Origin of the sequence: Aliiruegeria haliotis (assembly GCF_003003255.1) — a bacterium.
GTDB lineage: Bacteria > Pseudomonadota > Alphaproteobacteria > Rhodobacterales > Rhodobacteraceae > Tropicimonas > Tropicimonas haliotis.
This window is the reverse complement of the sequence record NZ_PVTD01000002.1, coordinates 136,523-159,116: the sequence shown is the minus strand read 5'-3', so window position 1 is coordinate 159,116 and position 22,594 is coordinate 136,523. Positions and strand designations below refer to the sequence as shown.

Here is a 22,594-nt window from a genome sequence, read left to right as displayed (position 1 = left end):
GCAAGGCGTGGGACCGCGAAGCGGTGTCTTCTCTTTGTATCGCAGGACTGCCATGAAAGAAACAGATAGCAGCCCGCGAGGTGGCGCCCCGCTGGCAAGGAACGGCAGAAGAACGCCGATGGTGGAAGGATCGATGAAATGCGTATCGTGACGGCACTTGCCCTTGGAATAGCACTTCTTTCGCCGGTGGTCTCGCTGGCGGATACTGTGATCACCGAAGGGCCGCGGATGACCGTGGTCGGGGAAGGGCGGGTGACTGCCGCGCCCGACATGGCAACCATCAGTCTTGGCGTGCTGGCCGAGGACGAGCAGGCCGCCCGGGCGGTCGCGGCCATGAGTGCCGATCTGGAGGCAGTGCTGGCACGGCTGCGGGAGGCCGGGATTTCCCCCGAGGACCTGCAGACCAGCGGCCTGTCGGTGCAGCCGCGCTGGTCGGATCGCAGCTATGACACGAACGGGCGTCGCGCCATCGAGACGTTCACGGCCTCCAGCGAAATCACAGTGCGGGTTCGTGACCTTGACCGGCTCGGTGCCGTGCTTGACCGGGCGGCCCGGGACGGTGCCAACCTGTTGCACGGCCTGCGCTTCGGCCTGCAGGACCCGCAGCCACGGGAGGACGATGCGCGCCGGGCGGCCGTGGCCGAGGCCGCCCGCAAGGCCGCGCTCTATGCCGAGGCCGCTGGCGTGACGCTCGGGCCGATCCTCTCCATCGCAGAGCAGGGGAATGCCAGGCCCCTCATGATGCGCGCGGAGATGGACGCGGGCGTCGGCGCCTCTGGCGTGCAGGTTGCCGCCGGCGAGCTTGCCGTCACCGCATCCGTCATCATCGTCTACGCGCTCGAACCGCGCTGAGGCGCGACGCCCTTTTTGCGGATTGCCGCCTCATCGCTGCCATCTTGTCCGCTCATCCTTCCCGGGTATTCGAAACCAACTGTGAAGATTTCGGGGCCAGGATGGACGGCAAGGTACTGCTCGTGATGTTTGCGGCGCTCTTTGGGGGCGTCTATTTTCTTGGCCAACAGGAGTTTTCATTGGGTGGTGGCTCGCCCACCACGTCCCGTCCGGTCGGGACGGGAATGGTCGTCGACCTTCGCCACCAGGCGATTCGCCAGACGCTGGTGCGCGAAGGCTATGACCTGAATGATCCGGCCAGTTTCGTGCGCGAGGTGGACGGGCGCGAAATCGTGGGTGGTCCGGTCGCTGCGACAGAGCATTTGCGCCCCGTCTTCATCGACGAGGTGATGGAGGCCTATGCCGATCCGGTGGCGAGCGAGGTGCCCGCCCGGCCGGTTCAGGTTGCCGCACGCGAGGATTGCACCTTCACCCCGCCAGCCCGCAAGGCGCGGCTCGCCAACATCTTCTCCAATGGCACGCTTGAGAGCATCTCGCTCTATGCCTTCGACGAGATCGATGTCACGCTCGCGGCGCGCGCGGCACAGGACCGGCGGAAATCTGCGGCGGCGGCCCCCGCCGCCTCGACCGGAGGCATGGTGGCCTTCTCAGGGGGGCAGACCGATGGCGGCCCGGTGCCCTTCTGGCAGCAGGTCCAGTACACCGTCATGGAAGTAGTCGTGACAGAGGTTGAGCACCCGGTGCACCTTGTCCTGCAGGCCGGGGCGGGACGGGTTCTCTGGAACATCCACAAGGTCGGGGACGCGCGGATATCCGGTGTGTCGCTGCTGGGCGGCGAGGCACCCGGGGTCGCCAACCTGCCGCGTTCCGTCCCGGTGGAAATCCTGGACAATGCCGACCTCGTCCGGTGCGGGATCGATCGCACGCGGTTGCCGCTGGCCACTGACCCGGTTTTCACCGTCATCGATGCTGGCACCGTGTCCGAGGCCCGCGCGCGGGCCGGGCTGGAGGAACGTGCCGCGCGGGTGGAGCGCTGGAACGAATGGTTCGCGGGCCAGTTCGGTTTGCGGTCCGACACGACCCGCATCGGGTATGACGAAGCCGCGATCATGGCGGTTGTCGGACCGCTCCCGACCAGCGCCGAGGACCGCGTGCAGTATCATTCTCTTAAGGGGGCTCGTGTCACCATGGGCGAGACGGGATACGTGATTACACGAACCCCGATGCGGGCTCGACAGGCCATCGACCGGATGGTGAAGGACCAGGTCGAAGTGCTGGCGCAAACCGCCAAAGCGGAGATGGAGTGAACGGATGGACGATTTCACCCTTGAGCAGCTGCGCGGGTTCCTTCTTTACGTTCTGCGACGCACGATGCTGGTCGCATTCTGTCTTGGCGCCGGGATTTTCGGCATGCCGAATGATGTCGGTGCACGGGATACCTTGCTGCAATCGGGAGAGATCGCGGCGACCGGTGCCCGCCGCATCGTCGTAACCCCGGGGGAGGCTGCGTCCAACCCGACGGACAGCGCGGCGCAGCAGGATGACGGGGGAGCACCCGGCGCTGCCGCGATCTTCGACAAGATGCTGGAAATGGTCGGTATTCGTCCCAGTGGAGAGAAGCTGGCCTCCGCCGACCCGGGGCTGGGGCTTGTCGGCGCGTTGGAACGGGTTGCCGTGGAGCGAGACAATGCAATCGACTGGGCGAACGCCATCGGCGCCGCCATGGGCGAGGCTGACCGGATGGAAGGTGCGAAGGCGCGTCTGCGCCGGGAGGCCGCCGCTGCGGAGAAAGCCCGCCGCCCGCTGACACTGGGCGAGCGCCTGTTCGAGGAGTTCGGAGCAAGGGCGCGGGTCCAGTCCCCATACGAGGTGAGCCGGGCCGCCCTGACGAGGTAGCCGACCTGCCAGAAACAGGTGTGGTCCCTTCCGCGGCGGGCTGGTGAACTGTACCCGTACAGCGCGAGCAGACTCGACACGAGCCACCCAATCATGAACTCCCTTTCGGATCGGAACCACATCCGGGACAGCCAAATTCCGTGCGACGGCGGGATCTCCGCGCGTAGGGTTGAAGTAGTGTCGGGCATCGGGACCTCGGAGTTTTGCCGGGCTACCTGCCGCGCTGGCTGGCCGTCCGAATTCTCCATTCTCGGGGTTGCATCGCCGAGGCGGTGCCCTGGCCCGTCTCGCCAATGTAGTCGAGCGCGTTTCCTGAACCGCAAGGCCGGTTCGGACATAGTCTGCGCGCGCCATTTCACGGCCCCATCGGACGTGGGGCGCTCCCCGGGACGACCACACCTCTTTCCAAAACAAAGTAGGAGCGGGATCGTTGGGTTCGTACACGCGAAATGTTTCCCCCCGGACCAAGCCAGTGTTCGAAGCAACGCCCTTCCTCACGGTTCCGGCGATGCCATGCCTTCGAAGGTTGGGCCGGTGAACCGGAAACCCGCCTGCGAACCCAATTGAACCCGTCCGGAGTTGCCGACCGTCTTGAGGACGCCACGGCGACCAAGATCGGGAAGAGAAGCTATACGCTCTTCGCCAAGCAGGCGAGCATTCGATGCGTGTTGAAACCAAAGGCGGAGCCTTTCTCTGTCGGGCTGCTGCGGCGGTTTCGCGGCCGGGTCGATAGTCGTTCACTGCGCGGCGCTTGAGCATCTAACACTGTCACTGGCGGCAATGCCGATTGCAGCCCGGCGAGCGGTCACGGTTGGAACGACATGTTGGTTTGAGATGCAATACTACGCAGACCGCGCTGCGAGGGTCTCACGCGGGCGGGTAAAGGGATCTGCGGGTGGTGCGCGATACCCCGAGTCTGCCGTGGCTCCGTTCACGGCAACCTCACTCCAGAAGGGCCAACGCATTGCTGTGATTGGGAGACAGAGGGGCGCATTCGGCCGTTTGCGCAATGCAGGCGAACCGTGTCGCCGGCCGGGTAGTGAAACCATTGGGCTTTTCGGCACGGTGCGCCGACAACTTGGGCTGATTGCGGTACTGACAGAATTGCCGGACAGAAAAGCCATGTCCGTTCACCGGGCGTTCGCGGCCTGCATTCGCATTGGTCGACAACGACGGTGCACAGGCTTGTTTGGTTCTCGGAAACGGTTCCGTGAAACGGCGTTTCCTTCGTGGACACAACAGGTGCCTGCAAGGGCGGCCCAGACCCTCGACCGATGCCCGCTCCGGAATGGATCCGGAGCGGGCAAGTTTATTTGTGCGATCAGGCGGTGGCCTTGGCCAGGGCCTGGTCTAGGTCTGCGATGATGTCCTCGGCTTCCTCGATCCCGATGGAGACCCGCACCATGTTCGGTGCCGCGCCTGCGGCCTCCTGCTGTTCCGGCGACAGCTGGCGGTGCGTCGTCGATGCCGAATGGATAATCAGCGAGCGCGCGTCCCCGAGGTTCGCGACATGGCTGAAAAGCTCCAGGCTGTCGACGAGCTTGACGCAGGCGTCGTAGCCGCCCTTGACCGCGAAAGTGAAAAGTGCGCCGGCCCCCTTCGGACAAATCTTCTCGATCCGGTCGTGATATGGCGAAGAGGGCAGCCCCGGGTAGGTGACACTGTCGATCCGCGGGTCATTCTCCAGCCATTCGGCGACCTTCTGGGCATTGGCGACGTGTTTGCGCATGCGCAGCGACAGCGTTTCGATCCCCATCAGCGTGTAATGCGCCCCCTGTGGGTTCATCGTCATGCCGAGGTCACGCAGGCCGACGGCGATGGAATGGAAGGTGAAGGCCATCGGGCCGAGTGCGGGATGGAAGGCAAGCCCGTGATAGGCTGGCTCCGGTTGGCTGAGCGACGGGAACTTGTCGGAGGCGGACCAGTCGAACTTGCCGGAATCGACAATGGCCCCGCCGGTGACGGTCCCATTGCCGGTTAGGTACTTGGTCGTGGAATGCACCACCAGCGTCGCGCCGAGCGAGATCGGGTTGCAGAGGTATGGCGTGGCGGACGTATTGTCCACGATCAGCGGCACGCCGGCATCGTCGGCGATGGCCGCCAGCGCCGGGATGTCGGTGATGTACCCGCCCGGGTTGGCGATGGATTCGCAGAAGACCGCGCGGGTATTCTCGTCGATGGCGGATTTGACCGCATCCAAATCATCGGTGTCGACGAAGGTGCAGGACCATCCGAAGCGTTTGATTGTCTGGCTGAACTGAGTGATCGTGCCTCCGTAAAGCCGGGTAGAGGCGACGATATTGCAGCCCGGACCCATAAGCGGGAAGAGCGCCATGATCTGCGCCGCGTGGCCCGAGGAGCAGCACACCGCGCCCGCGCCGCCCTCAAGCGCGCAGATCCGATCCGCCAATGCCGAGACCGTGGGGTTGGTCAGGCGGGAATAGATGTAGCCGACTTCCTGAAGGTTGAAGAGCGCCGCCGCGTGGTCGGAATCGCGGAAGACATAGGCTGTGGTCTGGTAGATCGGCGTCTGCCGCGCGCCCGTGGCCGGATCGGGGCTGGCGCCTGCGTGGATCTGCAGCGTGTCGAAGCCCTGCTGGCGGTCGTCGGTCATGGTGTCCTCCAAGGATGGTGCATTGCGTCGCGCGGAGACTAGGGGATGGTGGGCGCGGGAACAATGGCGGGAGGATGCAGCGCGCGGTTCCCGCCCCGGGGGCAGGTTTTGCTCTGTCCGAGTGCATGGGAAATCGCAGGTGAACTGTTCCTGCGGACCACCTATCAGGCTTGACCGATCCTCTGTCCCGCGCCCTCGAAGAGCGCGGCTCAGATCTGACCGTGACCCGACCACGGGCCAATGCTCCTCCGGCCTTGTCCGCCGCGCTGTGGGAATGGCCCCGCCTGTGCTACGATCCCGCCGCGAACAGTCCAGCATTGGAGAAACGTATGTTCAGGTCAGCAGGTATCCTATTTGCCAGCGCATTGATTTCAGCCTTGTCCGCGCAGGCGGAAACGCCCGAGGAGCGGGGAGAATACCTCGTCCGCGGCATCGCCGGGTGTGGGAATTGTCACACACCCATGGGCCCGGACGGTCCTCTCGCGGATCAGGAACTCGCCGGGCGACTGGTGGAGAAAACCGAGGCATTCACTGCCATCGCACCAAACCTCACCCCGGCCGGCAGGATCGCGGATTGGACCGATGCGGAACTGGCACGCGCGATCCGCGAGGGGCTTCGCCCCGATGGCTCGCTGATCGGGCCGCCGATGCCCTATGCAATGTACCGCGGCCTCTCCGACAGTGACGCTGCCGCGATGGTTGCTTTCCTGCGAACCCTTCCGGCGGTCGAAAACGATCTCGGTTCATCCGTTTACAACATGCCCCTGCCGCCCGCATACGGCCCTCCAGTAGAGAGCGTCGCCGACATCCCGCGTGGCGTCACGGTCGAATACGGCGAATACCTCGCCGGGCCTGTTGCCCATTGCATGGAGTGCCATACGCCCTTCGGGCCGAAAGGGCCGATGCTGGAGACCGACTTTGGCCGGGGTGGGTTCGCCTTCCATGGGCCATGGGGCACCTCCCACGCGCCGAACCTGACCAGCCACGAGGATGGGCTGGCCGGATATTCCGACGAGCAGATCGCGGCGATGATCACCGAGGGACTCGGTGCTGATGGCAATCCGCTGATGCCGCCCATGCCCTACGGGTATCTTGCTCGGATGAGCGAGGATGATCTTGCGGCTATCATCATGTATCTGCGGACCCTTCCTCCTCTGCCGGACAAAAGCTGAACGGATCGAAGCGGGGCGGGCAAGTTGAGCCGGCCAGGCTGCCATTTGCCGGGCCTCCCGGGTTCGAGGGGCAGTCCTGGCGATGACCTTGCGACCTGTCGCGGCATGTGGTCAGGCCCATGGTCGTGACGCCAGAGCACGGTCACGCAGCGCATGATACGCATTGGAAAACGTCTGGCGCGTCCGGGCCTGTCGGGGTGGGTGTGTTCACCGTGCCTGTCCGCTGTCGCCTACGCGCCCCGCACAGGCCGAAAGTCCTATCGCAGCCAGAGGCCCGCCGCCTTGATCTTCTGGCGGATCTTCTGTTCGGGCCGGGGCAGGTTGGGGCGGTCGAACATGTCCCGCACCAGTCGCCCCTTGCCCTGGTAGACCAGCCGCCGGACCGGCTCGTATTCCCGCAACGCTTTCTTGATCCAGTTCGTCCGGGCGATCTCTTCCAACAGGTCCACCGCCCTGACACTTTCACGGGCATAGAGCAGTGACAGGACCCGCCAATGACAGGTGATTTCACCGTCGAGACCGGCGAGGCTCGGCCCCGGGCGTCCCCCGCCGAGGGAGTGAATCACCAGTGGCAGCACCACTTGGTCCAACCACGGGTCGAGCGATTGGCAGACGAGTTGGGCGGGCGGGTCATCGCGCACATTGCGAGCATAGTCGAGGAACCGCGCGCCAAAGACATGCGGATCGGCGTGAAAGAACCAGCCCGCGTTGAAATAGAGGTAGCGCTGCCAGTATTCGTCCGGCCAGCTCAGGTCGAGCGAGCGCGCGAAATCCAGTCCGAAACGATCGTAGAGGCTGCTCCAGATCTCCGTGTAGCCGGGTCCATAGAGTTCGATCTCGGGCCAGGTGCCTTCTCGCCGCATCGAGGCGCTGGGCCGGGCGAAATCGAAATCCACGCGGCTCAGCGGCCCGGTGATCAAGGTGTCGGTATCGAGAAAGAGAAACGGTTCGCCGGCGGGCAGGGCGGCCAGTGCCTCGATCTTGTTGCCGTAGGGATAGCTGGCGCCGAAATGGCGCGCGTCAAAGGGCACGATCTCCGCGCCCAGTCGATCAAGAGCGGCACGCGTTGCGTCGCCGGTGATGCGCGGGTCCTCGGGCCAGGCGCCGCCGGGCTGCGGCTCAAGCAGGATCAGGCGACCCGCGAAATCGGGGTCGGAGGCGCGCAGGGAGGCCGCCAGCAGAAGCGCCTCGTACTGCAACCGGCCGCCCTGCACGATGGCGGCGACGTTGAACCGCGTCGCTTGCCTTCCCTGCGCTTCCGACTGCGTTGCCATTGCCGATCCCTTGCTTGAGCCCCGTCCTGCCACGCGACCTTGCCGGATTTATGGCGAATGCCGCCAGCGGCGCCAAGGCCGCAGGGGTTGGCGGATCCTCCGCGCGGTTGCAGACTGGCGGCGACCGCGGAGCAAACCGGCCCGAGAGGGCGGGAAAGGAAGCCACATGAGACTTGCAATGGCCTTGATCTGCCTAGGCCTGGGGGCAACGCCCGTCGCGGCGCAAAACTTCACAACTGCGGCCGAGGTCAAGCCGATCCTCGGAATGCAGAAGGACCGCTGGGTCGCGGTGCGCGAGTTCGATGGTCAGGATCTGGTCTATTTTACCGCTGTCCTGAGTTGGCGCTGTGGGCTGGATGGCATTTTCTACGGATTGAACGGGGCCGCGCCCGAGGTCGCGCTGGACATGGAGCCCTGTCACGAGGGGACGCCTGCGCCGAATGCGCTGACGGGAGAAGGGCACGAGATCTACATCACCGCGCCGCTCGGGAGTGTCGAAAGCATCAGTTTGCGCCTCGTGTTTGACGACGGCACGACGGAAGAGGGGCGTTGGGATCGCGCAGCGGTTCTGATGCCGTAGCCTGCGGGTTTTGAGCTGGGACAGTCCGACCGGCTCGGGGAGTCGAATGCGCGACCGGCTTGGAGGATCGCACAGTGGTGTCGGGGGTGGCTTTCGCGACCATCGCCATCCGGCACGATCCCTGACGCCGTTTCGGGAAGCTTGGAACGGAACCATTGGCAATGGGTCGTTTGATGCCGCTGGGCGGAGAAAACGCGCGAGCGAGGCCAAACGTGCCCAACTCCCGTCCCTCGGATCGAAGGCGAGATCCATTTGGTCAAGGATGTCTCGCGTTGTAGCGCCGAGCGACGACTGATTGACGTACTCTCGCCCGGGTCAGACGGGAAGGCGGCCAGCACGTTGTGCCGACCGCCGCGAATGTCACCCGTCACGGGTTCAGTTTGCCTTGCTGATGTCTGGTGTGGACGTCAGCCTTGCCACGTCTCCATGGACTTCAGCTCTTCTTCCGTGCTGTCGATCCGCACGACATGCTCGGCAAGTCCGGCCGTCCCCATGTTGTCCGCGATCTCGATGTCGTCGAACGCAAGGGCCACGGATTTCTCGCCGAGCCCCAGGAAACCGCCCACATCGACGATCACCTTCTCGATTTCGCCACCCTCGGAAATGACGATTTCCGAGACCTCACCAACGCGATCACCGCCTTCGCCGATCACGGGCATGCCTTTCAGTTCCGCCGCGGTCAGCGGCGTGTTCGATGCCGCTTTCATACCGTCGGAGGCGGCCATCCCACCAACTTCCGCGGCGCTTTCGTTGGCCATGCGGACGGTTTCCCGCTGCGCCGACCAGATGCTGTATCCATCCAGTTCGAGTGCCGACAGATCGTAGTCGCGCTCAAGGTCAAGCGCGGATCGGCCGCCCCGGTACAGCACGAAGAAGGTATCGCCGCCGTCGGATTCCTTCACGAATTCCAGGTTTTCCATCGACGCTTGAATGTGCTTTTCGCCAAGGCCGAGGAAACCGCCAACGTCCAGGGTGATTGCGTCGATCTCACCATCGGGCGACAGGATCACGTCGCCGATCTCTCCGACCGTGTCCCATGTCTGCGGAACTTCGGGCAGTGCCGCCGGTACGTCGGCATCAGACGGTGCATCGCCCCTGATGTAGACCGGCTGACCGATCAGGTGCGAGGCGTGGATCGTCAGGGAACCCGACGTGGTGAACGGATCGTCGGCCATGGCCGCGCCGGCATCTGCTGCAACGTGGCCAATCGTATCGGCTTTGCCCATATCCCCGGTGGAGTGGTCGATGCCATCGGTCGTTCCAGTCTGTGTCTCGGCATAGACCGGCATGGCTGTCATGAGCACGACTGCTGTGGTGGTCAGAAGGCGTCGCATCGAAGATCTCCTTTCGTTTCCCTTGCGGATGGCACGTGCCTTCCGCTTCCACCACACCAACGCCAATGGCGCAGGGATGTTCCTGCTATCGATTTGAAATATTTGCGAAATTTACTGGAACAAAAGTGGGGGCCAAAACGTTCTAACGCGGCGGGGTTGCCCGTCGCGACGCTGCGCCGGAGGCATCAGTGCCACGCACCGACTGGCAAGCCCCGTGGAACATTCGTTCTGGCTGCGCGTTGCCAATGCAGACTAATTGACCTCAAGGGAGACATTCGATGTTTGAACTTTCCGGTTTCTTCGGCGTCCTGCTGCTCGTTCTCGACATTTGGGCGATCATCTCGATCGTCGGGTCCACTGCCAGCACGGGGAGCAAAGTCTTGTGGGTCCTGCTCGTGGTCCTGCTGCCGCTCGTCGGCTTCCTGATCTGGTTCGTCGCCGGACCGCGATCGGCCAATGCGAACGTGTAAGGCGCGTCGCTTTCGTGTGATGCAATCGGGCCGGCCTGCGCTCTGAGGTGCGTTCCGAGAAAAGGCACCATGCAACGGCCACCGGAATCACACCCGGTGGCCGCTTTTTCATCTGTGGTTTGCCGGGCAATCAAGGACCCGGTACTTCGGTTACTCCATGATACCTGGTAGTCACGACCCGAAGCGGTCGGAAATCGCTGTTCTGCCATTGAAGGGAGGATCATCAGCGTGCGTTGCCCTCGCCCGGCCGCTCCGCGAAGGCCTTCCGGGGCTAGAGCGGCCACACAAGCAGGATCATCGGGATGGCAATCGCAACGACGAGGATTTCGAGCGGCAGGCCCATGCGCCAGTAGTCGCCGAAGGAATAGCCGCCGGGCCCGAGGATCAACGTGTTGTTCTTGTGCCCGATCGGGGTCAGGAACGCGCAAGAGGCCGCAACCGCGACTGCCATGAGGAACGGATCCGGACTGACACCGAGGCTCTGCGCCATCTGGATCGCGACCGGCGCCGCGACAACGGCCGTGGCGGTGTTATTGAGCACATCCGACAGCGTCATGGTCACGACCATCAGCAGGCAGAGCAATGCCCATGCCGGCCATCCGGCGCCCAGTGATACCAGCGCGTTGGCAATCAGCGCCGTTCCACCCGCGGAGTCCAGCGCCGCGCCCAGCGGGATCATCGACCCCAGCAAGACGATGACCGGCCATTCGATATTGTCGTAGAGGTCAGAAAGCGACAGCACCCCGGTCAGCACGTAAGCGACGACGACGATTCCGAGGGCCACGGGGAGGTAGACCAGGCCGAAGGAAGCTGCGGCGACGGCGAGGGCGAAGATGCCGATCGCGGTCCAGACCTTGCCGAAATCCGTGACCACGAGGCCACGGTCTGCCAGCGGAAGGACGCCGAGCCAGTCCGTCACCACGGCCTCGTCCCCCTCGGGTGTCAGCAGAAGAAGAATATCGCCGGGGCGGATCTCGGTCCTACGGACTTCTTTCGTTATGCGCCGACCACCACGGGAGATCCCAAGCAGGACTGTGCGCTGCCGTCGGGCGAGGCCGACTTGTCGCGCCGTCTTGCCCACAAGCCGCGCGGTGTCCGGCACGACGGCTTCGACGATGGACAGACCCTCGCCGGCGATACCGATCCGCTTGCCCTCGTCGCCATCGATGAAGTCCAGCCCCACCGCGGCACGATATTCGTCCAGCGCTTCCGGCCGCGCCTCAAGAACCAGCGCATCGCCTTCCTTCAGAACGGTGTTGCGCTGGGTTCCATAGCGGCGAGTGCCGTTCCGGGTCAGCCCGAGAATCGCAACATCGTTCTTTTCGGCCACATCGTAGGTTTCGAACAGGCGTTGCCCGATCAGGGCAGATCCGGCGGGGATCTTCAGTTCGGCGATGTAGTCCTTCACCCGCTCGCGCGCCTCGGACAGGACACCGTCGCCCTCGGCTTTCGGGATCAGGCGCCAGCCGATCAGGGCCACGAAAATAAGCCCGGCAAGTGCGACCACGCCACCGACAGGCGCGAAGTCGAACATGCTGAACCCTTCGCCGAGCTGGTCCCGGCGGATACCCGCAATGATGATGTTCGGCGGGGTGCCGATGAGCGTCGCCATGCCCCCCAGGATCGTGCAGAAAGACAGCGGCATGAGCGAGAGCCGGGCGGAGCGACCGGCCTTGCGCGCGGTCTGGATGTCCACCGGCATCAGCAGGGCAAGGGCGGCCACGTTGTTCATGAAGGCGGACAACACCGCCGCAATCGCGCCCATGAAGGCGATGTGCGCGCCGAGGCTGCGGGCGGAATCGACGAGGGTCCGGGTGATCAGGAAGACGGCGCCCGACCGTTCGAGCCCGGCCGAGACCACCAGCACAAGCGCGACCACGAGCGTGGCGGGGTGGCCGAAGCCGGCAAACGCGGCATCGGCGGGAATGAGGTTCAGGACGACGGCGGCCATCAGCGCCGAGAAGGCGATCAGATCATAGCGGAACCGCCCCCAGAGGAGCATCGCGAAGACTGCACCAAACAGGGCAAAAAGGAGTGTCTGGTCCGCTGTCATGCCGTGAGCCTATTCGGTGTCGGACAATCCGTAAATGCCCGGTGGTTCTGGGGCTTGCTGCAGGATCGTGCTGAATGGTCTGGCCGCCTATGACATCAGGGAAGCGATGGCGCAGGGCGGGCGGACGGAGGGGCGGGAACCAACCTCGCGACCGAAGACGTCACGGGGGTGGTACAGACCGCCGCAGATCAGGGGGAGTTGCAGCGCGGCCTCGCGGTGTCGGACTCTGGACGCGACGACGCTGCCGACTGGCCTGCCGGAGAGGTGCGGCGCCGCCTTGCGCGCCGCGCTGTCACTGTTTGGCCCACGTTTCCGGCGGTTCGGTCGGTCAGGCGACCAGCGCGAAATCCGACGTTGTAGACTCGACAAAGGTTGCGTGCAGGCTGCGGATCGCTGCCGAACGGTCCGACCGGTCGACGATGAACTGTGAGTCCACGTTTCTCGGTCCCTGACACGCCCCGTGCGGTTCCAGCCCAGCCCCGGCAAGGGCCTGCATACCTCGCGCCAGAACCTGCAACCCGCCAAGATCGCGCCCCACGACTGATACGAGCGCCAGCTTGTGCGCCGAGATCTGTGCCTGCGGGTAAAGCGTCGCCAGGTCGCTTTCGACGCGTCGCATCGACTTGAGGGAGGCATCGACATAGTGCGTGATCGTATTGGCATTGGAGACCTTGGATACGATACGAACGTCGTGGCGGGTCAATGCGTCGAGGATGGCGGCGTCGTAGCCTTTGACACCGACCATGTCCTGCTCGAACACTTCCAGCGCAATGATGTCGAGGCCTGTGACGATCTCGACCGCGGGGGTTTCGGCAGGCTGTTCGTCGATGATCGTGCCGGGATCGTCGGGCTCGAAGGCATTGGCGATGCGCAGCGGCACGCCCGCCTGGCGAAGGGTCTTTGCGGCGGAGGGGTGGATGGCCTCCATGCCGAGGTTCGCCATCTGGTCGGCCACATCGTAGTTCGTATGGCCGAGTTTGCGCACGTTTTCCGCGCCCACAAGCTTGGGATCGGCGGAAGAGAGGTGGAACTCCTTGTGAATGATCGCCTCCCGGGCGCCGGTGAGCGCGGCGAGCCGGGAAAAGGTGACCTCGGAATAGCCCCGGTCGAATTCCCGCATCAGACCTTCGGTGCATTGCGCATAGCCGGTGACGATGGGCATTTCGCGGGTCGGGTCGACGCCGTCCATGGCGTGCAGGATCCGTGCCTCCAGCGGTTTCTCGGCCTCGTCCCGCCAACCCGACAGGTCCACCAGCCGCGCATTCACCCCGGCACGCTGTAGCATCAGCGTCGCAACCAGCGCCGAATGCGCTTCGCCCAGGCCAGACAGAAGCTCGCGGACCTGAAGCAGGTGCGAATTCAGCCGGAAATGCCCGTAGGAGCACAGCCGTTGCAGATCGATCAGGCAGTTTCGCGCCCCCTCGATCCGTTCCTGCACGAAGGCGGTGGCCCGCTCTACATCGCCGGGGAAATCGAGAACGGCCTCGTGGGCTGCGATCATCGCCTCGGCCGTCCGGGTCAACGCATCGTGCCAGCCATGACCGTCATCCGCGTTGGCGTAATGGGCATAGACACCGGCCTCGCCGGATTTCTTGTGCTCCAGCAACAGGTTCGTGATGCCACCGAAAGCCGATACAACGAACATCCGTCCGTAGCGCGGGCCGTCATTGTCGATAAAGAGCGTATCGCGCAACTGATCGAGGCGGGACATGGATGTCCCGCCGATCTTTTCCACAGTATGTGCCATGTGTCAGGCCTCGACGTCTTCCGGCGCGGCGTAGGACCCGTCTTCGCGATGCACCTCCGTGCCGGTGACCGGCGGATTGAAACAGCACGCCATCACCAGTTCCTCGTCCGCGCGGAGCGTGTGCCGGTCGTGCTTGTCCAGCGCGTACATCACACCGGGCTTGATGTGATGCGTCTCGCCGGTGGCAAGATCGGTGATCGAGCCGGTGCCCTGCATGCAATAGACGCTCTCGAAGTGGTTCTTGTATTCGAACGTGTGCTCGGACCCGGCTTCGAGGAAGGTGACGTGGAAGGAGAACCCCATCCCGTCATCCGCCAGCAACATGCGCACACTGGTCCATTTCGCGTCGGAGGTGACGCGGTTGCGTTCGTTCTCGATGATCTGGTTGAAATCCCTGACGATCATGATGTCACTCCGCTGCGATACGGGATTGGCCCACGACGTCGCGCGCGGCATCCGCCAGGATGTTCAGACCCTTGCGAAGGGTCGCATCTGGCGTGGTGAGCGGCGCGAGGATCTTGACCACCTCGTCGTCCGGCCCGGAGGTTTCCACGATCAGCCCCTTCTGGAAGGCGCGGGCGCAGATCTCGCCGGCAAGGTCGCCTGAGCCGACATCGACGCCACGCATCATGCCACGCCCCTTGAGCCGTGCGCCGGGCACCATCGCGGCGATGAGCTTGAGCCCATCTTCGACGATCCCGGACCGGCGTTCGATATCCGACCGGAACGTATCGTCGGCCCAGAATTTCTCGATCGCGACGCGGGCGGTGATGAAGGCATGGGTGTTGCCACGGAAGGTGCCGTTGTGCTCGGCGGGGCCCATCACGTCGTGATCGGGCCGGACCAGCACCAGCCCCATCGGCAGACCGAAGCCTGAAACCGACTTGGCAAGCGTCACGATGTCGGGGACGATGTCCAACCCGTCGAACGAGAAGAAAGACCCGGTGCGGCCGCAGCCGGCCTGAATGTCGTCGACGATGAGAAGAATCCCATGGTCACGGGCAAGCTGTGCCACGCGCTTGAGCCAATCGGGACGCGCAGTGTTCAGCCCGCCTTCGCCCTGAACGGTCTCCAGCAGGATCGCGGCCGGCATGTCGAGGCCGGAGGAATTGTCCGTCAGCATTGCTTCGAGCAGGTCCAGAGTGTCGAACGCGTCACCCATGTAGCCGTCATACGGCATCCGGGTCACGCCATGCAGCGTCGTGCCGGCGCCGCCACGGTGATAGCCGTTGCCGGTCGCGGCCAGCGCGCCCTGTGTCACACCATGGAAGCCGTTGGTGAAGGCCACGATGTTGGTGCGCCCGGTGGACTTCCGCGCGATCTTCATTGCAGCCTCGACGGCATTCGCCCCCGTGGGGCCGGTGAACATGACCTTGTGATCCATGCTCCGGGGCGCGAGGATCCTGGTGCAGAAGGCATCCAGGAATGCCGCCTTGGCATCCGTATGCATGTCGAGCCCGTGCGCCACCCCGTCGGCCTGAAGGTGGTCGATCAGCGCCGCCTTCATGTCAGGGTCGTTGTGGCCATAGTTCAGCGATGAACAGCCGGCGAGGAAGTCGACATAGCTGCGGCCGGAGGCATCGGTCATCTCGGAGCCACTGGCCGAGGTGAAGACGGTGTCGAAGCCGCGGCAATAGCTGCGCGCCTCGGATTCGCGGCGTTTGAACACCGAAATGTTGGAGGGTTTCGTAGACATACGACCTCTTTCGAATTCGGGAATGGGTGTTGTGAGAACCGGCGGGCGCCACATCAGGCGGCGCGGGCCATTTTCCTCGCCAGCGGGATGGTGACGAGGTTCTCGGTCTTGTGCCGGTTCTGGAAATGCAGCGCCTGCGTGAAGTAGGGCTGCACGTCGAGCGAGCTGCCCTGCAGGCGCCCGAACTTGCGGAACAGCGCCCAGGACGCCTCGTTCTCGCAGGTGATGGTTGTCTGCAAGCGACGCACGCCTTCGCAGGCTGGACGACCGAGGATGCTCTGCAACATCAGCGCGCCCAGACCGGCGCCGCGCATCTGTTCACCGACCGCGACCTGCCAGACAAAGAGCGTCTCGGGGTCGTTCGGCATGACATATGCGGACACCCAGCCAACGGCTTCGCCGTCGAGTTCCGCCAGCACGCAGGTGTCGGCGAAGTGATCGCACTGGATGAGATTGCAGTACATCGAGTTTTCGTCGAGCGGACGGCAACTGCGCACGAGCTTCCAGATCGCGGCGCCATCCACGGCCCTTGGTCTGCGCAGGCTTGGCAGGGGGGGGCGGACGATATCGCGTGGGTGCTGCATGGTCGAGGGTCTCCAGTTGCTTCGATAGGCGAAGTAACGGACTGAGGCGGGAACTTCAACAGGCTAATCAAAAAACTCACTGTCACAGCTGTTTTTATTTATCTTGGCTTAATATTGGTTGAGATCGATCAGAATTATGCTTCGTTTATCAAAATAAAATCGGGATTGTGTCGTCGAAAAGCTCTAAATATGCTAAAGCATTCCTCGCAACCGGGACACCGATGGACCGCCTCGACAGCAGCCTGATCGCCCTTCGCCGCATCCTGCGGGCAACGGAGCTTTTTGGACGGGAGCTCAAGCAGGCCGCCGGGATCACGGCGGTGCAGTTCCGCGTGTTGCAGATCATCGCGGAAACGGGCCAGGTCACCGCAAAGGAGATTGCGCAGCGCATGCGCGTCTCGCAGGCCACGGTCACCTCGCTGGTGGACAAGCTGGTGCGCGATGGCATGGCGGTGCGGGAGAAATCGGCACTCGATCGGCGCCAGACGAATATTCTGGTCACGGACAAGGGCCGGCAGACGCTCTCCGAGGCACCCGATCCCCTTCAGCAACGGTTCGTGAGAAAATTCTCGGAACTGGACGATTGGGAGCAGGCCATGATGGTCGCCAATCTCGAACGGGTGGCGGCAATGCTCGACGCCGAGGATATCGATGCAGCACCGGTTCTGCACACCGGCGATATCAAGCGCGCAACCGACGCCTGAGTGAGCGGGCCATCCGCGCAACGGCCATGGCGGTCGTTTCTGCCCCGGACTGTCAAGCCGCCGTGCACGGGCCTTTCGTCTCATCCCTTCCATGATGGTGCGGGCGTCCGGGTGCGGTGCGATGTGACCGGTGGCTTCGTACCGTGTCGACCGGCACCGTTGTCTGCACCGACGCCTTCGGTGCGGACCCTTGGTCTTGCTGAAGAGCGCTCCTGCTCCTTCGTGTCCCGGTCAGGCAATGCCCCCTTGCGCAGCACCGGGCTTCGCCGACGCGGCAGCCCGGAAAAATGCTGGCTAGACGGAAGGCTTCTCTCTCCTATCTTTGACGAACAGTAACGAGGTGACACCGCCATGACTGATTCCAAAGCTCCCATCATCGCCGCCAAGACGCCGACACAGGTCGACCTTGAAGAAGGAAAGGAATATTTCTGGTGCCGGTGCGGGCGGTCGAAGAACCAGCCCTTCTGTGACGGCAGCCACAAGGGAACGGGCCTGTCCCCGCTCAAGTTCACCGCAGAGGAGACCGGGTCCGCCACGCTGTGCCGCTGCAAGACCAGCAGCAATGCGCCGTTTTGCGATGGAAGCCATGCCGCATTGGGCGACTATGAGGTGGGCGATCCTGCGCCGGAGAGCACCGGCGACGTGCCAAAGGCCAGCCCGACACCCGAAGAGCCAACCGTGGCGCGCATCCACGCGCTTGCGCGCGACGGACTGTCGAAGCTCGGCCACCATGGTGAAATGGGCGCCATGGGAGTGCCGCGCAAGGATCTGCCGCATTGGGACGATATCCAGATTCTCGCCGCGCAGATGGCCCGCAAACCGTTGCTGGACGATACTCCGGTATCAACGAACGTCACGATCGGACCGCGCGCAATGGCGCCGCTGCGCCTCGACATACCGCTCTTCGTCTCCGACATGAGTTTTGGCGCGCTCTCCGAGGAGGCCAAGATCGCGCTTGCCCGTGGCGCGGAACTGGCCGGGACGGGCATCTGCTCCGGCGAGGGCGGGATGCTGCCCGAGGAGCAGGCCGAGAACAGCCGCTACTTCTACGAACTGGCCTCGGCCCGGTTCGGCTGGGACCTCGATCTGGTTGCACGGGTGCAGGCGTTCCATTTCAAGGGCGGGCAGGGGGCCAAGACGGGAACCGGGGGCCATTTGCCGGGCGACAAGGTGCGCGGCAAGATCGCCGAAGTGCGCGGGCTGGAGCCCGGAGAGCCGGCGGTTTCGCCCGCGACATTCCCAGATCTCGTTTCGCCCGAGGATTTCAGGAAACTCGCCGACGAGGTTAGGGAGCGGTCCGGGGGCATTCCGATCGGTTTCAAACTGTCGGCCAACCATATCGAGGACGACATCGACTTCGCGCTGGAGGCCAGTGCCGACTACATCATCCTCGATGGCCGCGGCGGCGGGACGGGCGCCGCGCCGCTGATCTTCCGCGACCACATCTCGGTCCCGACCATTCCCGCGCTGGCCCGCGCGCGACGTTACCTCGACAATCGGGCTGGGCGAGAGGTGACCTTGGTCATCACCGGCGGGCTTCGTGTCGCCGAGGATTTTGCCAAGGCCATGGCGCTCGGGGCGGATGCGGTCGCTGTCAGCAATTCGGCCATCCAGGCAGTGGGCTGCGTTGCCGCGCGCATGTGTAACACCAACAATTGCCCGGCAGGCATCGCAACCCAAAAGCCGGAACTGCGCAAAAGGCTGGACGTGCAGACCGGTGCAGACCGCCTTGCACGCTATTTCGGCGCGAGCGTCGAGTTGATGCAGGTTCTGGCCCGGGCCTGCGGCCACCACAGCCTGTCGGATTTCCGCCAGGCCGACATCGCAACCTGGAAACGCGATATGGCGGAGCTGAGCGGCGTCCGCTTTGCAGGGGTCTCTTTCCATCCCGTGGGCCAATCGCAATGACGCGGGTGGATCAGGATGCGGTTGGGGGGCTTGGCATGGTCCGCGCCGCAGATGTCGTTCGAGCGTGGCCGGACGGCAAGGCGCATGGGGGCATTCGAGGGAACCGTGGCACTCCGTAGGGGAATCGAACCCCTCTTTCCAGGTTGAAAACCTGGCGTCCTAACCGATAGACGAACGGAGCATGCCGACAGTCGCGGTGTACTAGCCGGGGATTCGCAGAATTGCAATACCCCGCACCGAAGCGCCGGGTATTTCACCGTCGGGTGCTCGGACGAAACGTGGAAGCGGTATCTCGCGCCCGCACGCATCGGATCGGGCATGCTGTCACGGAATAGCCGCTCTCCGCCTGTGTGAAGTCAGGGGCTGACCGAGGGCAAGGGATCCGGCTCATACAGTGCCGACCGGGGCGATCCGTGGAATGCCGGAGGCAGATCTGCCCTCGAGGTTTTGGATTTAACAAATTGAAACTTAACAATAAATTTGCAGTCTGCGCCATTTCCTGCAAGTCCCGTCTCTCCTGACTCTTCCGTCTGGCACCTGTCCGATATCGGTGTGTCCGGCCGAACGCACACCTGCGGCGCATGGTCCGGGTGGGTAGCAATACGATCCGCGTCGTGGAATGACCCTCACCGAAGAGCGGCCCGGCCCTCCTGAAGGTGCATTCCCACCCCTCAGACCCTTCCGGGGAAACCGAATTTGCGGCAGGCTGGCTGCTCTTCCCTCAAAGGCTGGAGGAGCGTGATGGGACTGACCTGCAAGGATGTTATGGTGCCGCCGGACAAGCAGCACACCGTGCCGCCGGACACGTCCGTCGCCGCGGCCCTGAACATCATCAAGAACACTCGCCTGAGATTCCTGCCCGTGGTCGACGCTGACGGCAAATACCTCGGCGTTTTCACTGCGCCGACGCTGCTGAAGCTGATCCTGCCCAAGGCCGCGACCCTGTCGCCGCTCGGATCGATCTCGTCGAAGTCGAAGGCCAAGCGCGGGCATCTTGGCAACCTCAGCTTCATGAGCCTCGACGAAGCCGATTTCGATGCCCAGGTGGAGCGGCTGAAGGGGGAGAAGGTCTTTGACAACATGTCCGACCCCAACAACATCCCCGTCATCGCTCCCAACACGCCGGTCATGGAGGGTATCTTCCTGATCTACCAGTACAAGCGACACGTGATCCTGGTGGAACCGGAAACCGGCCGTTTCGTCGGCACCATGAGCGCCAACTCCCTCCTCGATCACGTTCTCATCGAACCCCACTAGCGGACACCGACCATGACCGAACACACGACATCGCACGGAGAGCCCGGCCTCTCCGTCGCCGACCTGCTGGGCATAGATCCGCTCTGGATCGCGACCGGCATTCTCATTGCCATCTACGCGGTCATGATCACCGAGAAGCTGAACCGCGCGATCCTCGCGATGCTGGGCGCCGCGCTGATGGTTCTGTTCGGGATCATCAACCAGGAACAGGCAGTTGCGGGAGTGGATGCCAACACGCTGGCCCTGTTGATCGGCATGATGGTGATTGTCGGCATCACCTCGAAATGTGGCCTCTTTCAATGGGCGGCGATCAAGGCGGCGAAGGTGGTCAAGGCCAATCCGACCGGTATCCTGATCATGCTGACCCTGATCACGGCAATCTTCTCGGCCTTGCTCGACAACGTGACCACGGTGCTGCTCATCGCACCGATCACGCTGCTCATCACCGAGGCGTTGGAGACCCGGGTCTTTCCGTTCTTCGTGGCGGAGATCCTGGCCTCCAACGTCGGCGGCACCGCCACGCTCATCGGCGACCCGCCCAATATCATCATCGGGTCGGCGGCGAACCTCAGCTTCAACGATTTCATCGTCAACCTTGCCCCGATCTCGGCGATCCTGCTCGTCGTGGTGACGATTATCATCTACCTAATGAACCGAGGCCCGCTGTCGCGGATCCCGGCCTCGGCCTCCGAACGGATCATGAAGTTCAACGAAGCGGAAGCGATCACCGATACCGCGCTCCTGGTCAAGTCGCTGTTCGTTTTGGCACTGGTGCTCGCGGGTTTCACCCTTGGCCATGGTTACGGGATCGCGCCCGGAACGGCTGCGCTTGGCGGAGCAGCGTTGCTGATGTTGCTCGCCTTCGGGCGTCAGGGTGCCGACAAGCAGTCGGAATCAGTGCATGATATCTTTGCCGAGGTGGAGTGGGTGACGATCTTCTTCTTCGGGGGTCTCTTCGTGATCGTTGCCGGTGTCGAGAACGTGGGCCTGCTGGAGATGCTGGGTGAAAAGGTGCTGGAACTGACTGATGGCGACCTGATGAAGGCCTCCTTCCTGGTGTTCTGGGCATCCGGCCTGTTGTCCGCGATCCTCGACAACATCCCCTTCGTGGCCACGATGATCCCGCTGATCCAATCCACGGCCGATACCTTCGGTGGCGCCGAGGCGATCGAGCCGCTCTGGTGGTCGCTTGCGCTCGGCGCGTGTCTGGGCGGCAATGGCACGCTGTTGGGGGCCTCGGCCAACCTCACCGTTGCGGCCTTTGCCGAAAAGGCCAAGCAGCCCATCGGATTTGTCGCCTTCGCCAGGATCTCCTTCCCGATCATGGTGCTGACCCTGGTGATCGCAAATGGCTACCTGTGGGTGAGGTACTTCTGAACCGGGATGTGACAGGGGAGGCGATGCTGCTGGTCGCTGCCGCGGCTTCGCCGAAGCGGAGATCAGCTTGTGAGGCGATTGCGGCGGAGAGGAGGATGCGGGGCGTCCTCGGCTCCGTGGATTGCTGTTTCTCGCGGCGATAGCCTGAACCCTGAGCGTTCCGGGGATCACCCGATGAGCTTCGCAGTTCATTTGCGCAAACGTCGCCCAGGCGAAGCGACATGGCAGGGATTGCCGGCGTTGACTTCAGAGACTGTTGAGGCGGAGCGCTTTGTGGACTCCAGAGGCACCACGTGATGCGGGGAACTCCCGGGCCCGAGGGGGCGCTGGTGCCCACGCATCAAGTTTTTTGGGGGGGGAGTGGAAACCACACGATGTGGTGGTGGGCGACCCTGGAATCTAAGTGTGAAAGTCTGACGCACCCTGTAAGGGATTGAAAAACGGAAATAAAAGCAACAGGGAATCCGACGCCTAAGGCAGAAGGTACGATATCGGAGGCAAAAAGTACGATATTGGGAGCAGAGTCAGGTGTCGGAATCGTCGCCTTCTTCCTCTTCCGGTTCTCGTGCGCGGCGGTCAATTTTGAAGCCGTTCTTGTCCAATCTCAGTCGCAGCCGGATCTTCTCAATCACCGGGCGGTGCTGCCCCAGAGGGTATGGGGCTTCGTTGTAGGTCGATGTTTTGCTCGGTCATCTCTCCTTCAGTTCCTGCTGGCGGCACGCAACGTGGAGCGGAATGTATCCGCGTCAGTTTAAGTTTAGCTTTTGCGGAAGCCGTCCACATCGGGCGTGTTGATGTTGTAAATCAGGGCCATGCCGATGTTGGTCATGCTGGCCTCGCCTTCGCTGCCGGTCATATCCACGGGGTCCTTGCGGCCACGGCGGAGAATGACGGACACCCAATCCATCCGGACCACAAGGCGTACGGACACGTCCTTAAGCAATAACCGCGATATTTCGGTGGAGGGGAGAGCAGCGATTGGCTTCGCTTTCTCCATACTGGAACAACGTTTCTCTTTCGCAAGAGCAGCTTTCGAAAGGTTTGCCATCGCGAAACCGGAATCAGCCGCTCGTGGC

19 protein-coding genes and 1 tRNA gene are annotated in these 22,594 nt (G+C 63.4%); 10 read left to right on the top strand and 10 right to left on the bottom strand.

Annotation, left to right across the window (positions count from 1 at the left end; translation table 11 throughout):
• Positions 1-138: 138 nt before the first annotated feature.
• From CLV78_RS06150 to CLV78_RS06140, 3 genes are all read left to right on the top strand, one after another.
• On the top strand, positions 139-852 hold the full coding sequence (locus CLV78_RS06150; RefSeq protein ID WP_106203916.1) for an SIMPL domain-containing protein: 714 nt from the start codon (positions 139-141) through the stop codon (positions 850-852).
• A gap of 101 nt (positions 853-953) precedes the next feature.
• On the top strand, positions 954-2,159 hold the full coding sequence (locus CLV78_RS06145; protein ID WP_106203915.1) for a hypothetical protein: 1,206 nt from the start codon (positions 954-956) through the stop codon (positions 2,157-2,159).
• Between the two features lie 4 nt (positions 2,160-2,163).
• Positions 2,164-2,748, top strand: coding sequence for a hypothetical protein (locus CLV78_RS06140; RefSeq protein WP_106203914.1), 585 nt, complete (start codon positions 2,164-2,166; stop codon positions 2,746-2,748).
• 1,321 nt (positions 2,749-4,069) lie between these two features.
• Here the strand turns inward: CLV78_RS06140 and CLV78_RS06135 are convergent.
• Positions 4,070-5,362, bottom strand: a complete 1,293-nt coding sequence (locus tag CLV78_RS06135) for an O-acetylhomoserine aminocarboxypropyltransferase/cysteine synthase family protein (protein ID WP_106203913.1) — start codon at positions 5,360-5,362, stop codon at positions 4,070-4,072.
• Between the two features lie 329 nt (positions 5,363-5,691).
• Here CLV78_RS06135 and CLV78_RS06130 point away from each other — a divergent pair, with 329 nt between their 5' ends.
• Complete coding sequence (locus tag CLV78_RS06130) at positions 5,692-6,534, top strand: c-type cytochrome (RefSeq protein ID WP_146136647.1); 843 nt, start codon at positions 5,692-5,694, stop codon at positions 6,532-6,534.
• Positions 6,535-6,791: 257 nt separating this feature from the next.
• On the opposite strand, the gene CLV78_RS06125 is transcribed toward CLV78_RS06130, so the two are convergent.
• Positions 6,792-7,808: a hypothetical protein gene (locus tag CLV78_RS06125; protein WP_106203912.1), complete on the bottom strand. Its 1,017-nt coding sequence runs from the start codon at positions 7,806-7,808 to the stop codon at positions 6,792-6,794.
• 166 nt (positions 7,809-7,974) lie between these two features.
• Between CLV78_RS06125 and CLV78_RS06120 the strand changes: the two genes are divergently transcribed.
• Entirely contained in the window at positions 7,975-8,388 is a 414-nt protein-coding gene (locus CLV78_RS06120; protein ID WP_106203911.1) for a hypothetical protein, read from the top strand.
• A 407-nt stretch (positions 8,389-8,795) separates the two neighbouring features.
• Here the strand turns inward: CLV78_RS06120 and CLV78_RS06115 are convergent, their stop codons facing one another.
• Positions 8,796-9,722, bottom strand: coding sequence for a PRC-barrel domain-containing protein (locus CLV78_RS06115; protein ID WP_106203910.1), 927 nt, complete (start codon positions 9,720-9,722; stop codon positions 8,796-8,798).
• Positions 9,723-10,000: 278 nt separating this feature from the next.
• On the opposite strand from CLV78_RS06115, the gene CLV78_RS06110 reads away from it, so the two are divergent.
• Complete coding sequence (locus CLV78_RS06110; RefSeq protein ID WP_106203909.1) at positions 10,001-10,192, top strand: PLDc N-terminal domain-containing protein; 192 nt, start codon at positions 10,001-10,003, stop codon at positions 10,190-10,192.
• 271 nt (positions 10,193-10,463) lie between these two features.
• Here CLV78_RS06110 and CLV78_RS06105 read toward each other — a convergent pair whose 3' ends face one another.
• The 5 genes from CLV78_RS06105 to ectA all read right to left on the bottom strand — a co-directional run bounded on the left by CLV78_RS06105 (position 10,464) and on the right by ectA (position 16,272).
• Positions 10,464-12,245 (bottom strand): SLC13 family permease, encoded by a 1,782-nt coding sequence (locus CLV78_RS06105; RefSeq protein WP_106203908.1) that lies wholly within the window; start codon positions 12,243-12,245, stop codon positions 10,464-10,466.
• A gap of 328 nt (positions 12,246-12,573) precedes the next feature.
• Entirely contained in the window at positions 12,574-13,992 is a 1,419-nt protein-coding gene (locus CLV78_RS06100; protein WP_106203907.1) for an aspartate kinase, read from the bottom strand.
• A gap of 3 nt (positions 13,993-13,995) precedes the next feature.
• Positions 13,996-14,397, bottom strand: a complete 402-nt coding sequence (locus tag CLV78_RS06095; RefSeq protein WP_106203906.1) for an ectoine synthase — start codon at positions 14,395-14,397, stop codon at positions 13,996-13,998.
• Between the two features lie 4 nt (positions 14,398-14,401).
• Entirely contained in the window at positions 14,402-15,688 is a 1,287-nt protein-coding gene (gene ectB / locus CLV78_RS06090) for a diaminobutyrate--2-oxoglutarate transaminase (RefSeq protein WP_106204481.1), read from the bottom strand.
• Positions 15,689-15,741: 53 nt separating this feature from the next.
• The gene (gene ectA, locus CLV78_RS06085; protein WP_106203905.1) at positions 15,742-16,272 is read right to left on the bottom strand and encodes a diaminobutyrate acetyltransferase; all 531 of its coding nucleotides are present in this window, start codon (positions 16,270-16,272) and stop codon (positions 15,742-15,744) included.
• Positions 16,273-16,493: 221 nt separating this feature from the next.
• On the opposite strand from ectA, the gene CLV78_RS06080 reads away from it, so the two are divergent.
• Together CLV78_RS06080 and CLV78_RS06075 are read left to right on the top strand one after the other, a co-directional pair.
• Positions 16,494-16,976 carry a MarR family winged helix-turn-helix transcriptional regulator gene (locus CLV78_RS06080; RefSeq protein WP_106203904.1) on the top strand — a complete coding sequence of 161 codons (483 nt, stop codon included), beginning with the start codon at positions 16,494-16,496 and terminating at the stop codon, positions 16,974-16,976.
• A gap of 351 nt (positions 16,977-17,327) precedes the next feature.
• Positions 17,328-18,884: a glutamate synthase-related protein gene (locus CLV78_RS06075; protein ID WP_106203903.1), complete on the top strand. Its 1,557-nt coding sequence runs from the start codon at positions 17,328-17,330 to the stop codon at positions 18,882-18,884.
• Positions 18,885-18,990: 106 nt separating this feature from the next.
• Here CLV78_RS06075 and CLV78_RS06070 read toward each other — a convergent pair.
• Positions 18,991-19,065, bottom strand: a tRNA-Glu gene (locus tag CLV78_RS06070).
• A gap of 560 nt (positions 19,066-19,625) precedes the next feature.
• Here CLV78_RS06070 and CLV78_RS06065 point away from each other — a divergent pair.
• Together CLV78_RS06065 and CLV78_RS06060 are read left to right on the top strand one after the other, a co-directional pair.
• On the top strand, positions 19,626-20,141 hold the full coding sequence (locus tag CLV78_RS06065) for a CBS domain-containing protein (protein ID WP_106203902.1): 516 nt from the start codon (positions 19,626-19,628) through the stop codon (positions 20,139-20,141).
• A gap of 12 nt (positions 20,142-20,153) precedes the next feature.
• Positions 20,154-21,518 (top strand): ArsB/NhaD family transporter, encoded by a 1,365-nt coding sequence (locus CLV78_RS06060; RefSeq protein ID WP_106203901.1) that lies wholly within the window; start codon positions 20,154-20,156, stop codon positions 21,516-21,518.
• A gap of 757 nt (positions 21,519-22,275) precedes the next feature.
• On the opposite strand, the gene CLV78_RS24255 is transcribed toward CLV78_RS06060, so the two are convergent.
• The gene (locus tag CLV78_RS24255) at positions 22,276-22,416 is read right to left on the bottom strand and encodes a hypothetical protein (RefSeq protein WP_211300954.1); all 141 of its coding nucleotides are present in this window, start codon (positions 22,414-22,416) and stop codon (positions 22,276-22,278) included.
• Between the last annotated feature and the right edge of the window lie 178 nt (positions 22,417-22,594).